General features: G+C 43.4%; 2 protein-coding genes. Both read left to right on the top strand.

Annotated features, from left to right (window positions below):
- Window positions 1-642, top strand: a 642-nt coding sequence (locus BXY41_RS26545) for a sulfite exporter TauE/SafE family protein (RefSeq protein WP_242980426.1), incomplete at its 5' end; no start/stop codon positions are given.
- A 22-nt stretch (window positions 643-664) separates the two neighbouring features.
- The coding region (locus BXY41_RS26540) for an anaerobic sulfatase maturase (protein WP_104439889.1) at window positions 665-1,638 on the top strand (974 nt) is incomplete at its 3' end.

Below are 1,638 nucleotides of genomic sequence, written 5' to 3'. Positions count from 1 at the left end.
TGCACAGTGCTTGCCATGGCATGTTTTTCTGTGTTAAAATCAATTTCAGGCGGAGATTCTTCTGTTGACAGAACAACTGGCACACCTCTGGCAATCGGTGCAGCAGCCGGGGGCGTGGCAGGAAAAGTAATGTTTCATATGGTTGCCAGCAGTTTTCCTGACCGGGATCAGGTGGGTTCTGTACAGGCGGTGTGTCTTTTACTTATTACGATAGGGACATTACTTTATACGATTAAGAAAGACAGGATTAAAACCCACCATATCACGAATAAAGTGGTTTGCATTATCATCGGTTTTGTTTTGGGGATTTTGTCCTCCTTTCTTGGAATCGGGGGAGGCCCCATTAATCTGGTGGTGCTGTTTTATTTCTTTTCTATGGATACGAAAACCGCCGGGCAAAATTCTCTGTACATTATTCTGTTCTCTCAGGCAGCCAGTCTGATTCAATCCCTGGCAGCCGGCCAGATACCGGAATTCAGTTTTCTGATCCTTGCGGTTATGGTACTTAGCGGCATTGCAGGAGGAGCGATTGGCAGAAAGGTCTGTAAGCGGCTCCGTGAGGTTACCGTGAATAAACTTTTTATTGTACTGATGGCAGAAATTATGATGATTTGCTGCTATAATATTTATAAGTTATCTTAAAAGGCAAGGAGGAAACGGTTGTATGCCGCCGGTGAATTTATTGATAAAACCAGCTTCCGGGCTGTGCAATATGGAATGCGATTACTGTTTTTATTGTGATGAAACACAAAAAAGGAAGCAGGCCTCTTACGGATTGATGTCAAAAGAGACCTTGGAGAATGTAATTCGCAAGGCATTTTCTTATGCAGAACAGAGTGTAGGAATTGCTTTCCAGGGGGGTGAACCAACTCTTTGTGGAATTGATTTTTTTGAAGAGGCAGTCCGATTAGTAAAACAGTATAACGTGAATAATTTAAAAATTGAGTTTGCGCTTCAGACAAATGGTTATGCAATTACAGAAGAGTGGTGTGAATTCTTTAAAAAAAATCACTTTCTGGTGGGCTTATCCGTGGATGGAACGCAAGCCACACATGATAAGTACAGGCATGGCAAAAAGGGAGAAGGAACGTACCAGAAGGTTCTTCAGGCAGCCAGGCTGATGAAGAAAAGCGGTGTGGATTTTAATATACTGACAGTGGTGAATAAGGAAACCGCAGAAAATATTGATTCCATTTATAAGGAATACAAGAGGAATGGCTGGGAATATTTACAGTTTATTGCCTGCCTGGACCCCATTGGGGAGATTCGCGGCCAAAGAGAATACTCCCTTACTCCAAAGGCGTACGGTGAATTCTTAGTCAGGCTGTTTCACCTGTGGTATAAGGACTGGAAACGGGGAAAACAGCCCTATATCAGGCAGTTTGAAAACTATATCGGAATCCTCTTAAAATACGAACCGGAATCCTGTGAACAACGAGGGGTATGCGGGATTCAGAATGTGGTAGAGGCGGACGGGGGAGTCTATCCCTGCGATTTTTATGTTCTGGATGATTTTAAGCTGGGAAATCTAAATCAGGATACAATGGCGAAAATACAGGAACGAAGATCAGAGATTGGATTTATCGAGCGGTCCCGGAATCATTCCGAAGACTGCAGACAGTGCCGTTGGTTTTCTCT

It is taken from the genome of Lacrimispora xylanisolvens (assembly GCF_002934545.1).
In the GTDB taxonomy this organism is placed as follows: domain Bacteria; phylum Bacillota; class Clostridia; order Lachnospirales; family Lachnospiraceae; genus Lacrimispora; species Lacrimispora xylanisolvens.
Note: the sequence above shows the minus strand (reverse complement) of the source record. Positions and strands in the feature narration are given on the sequence as shown.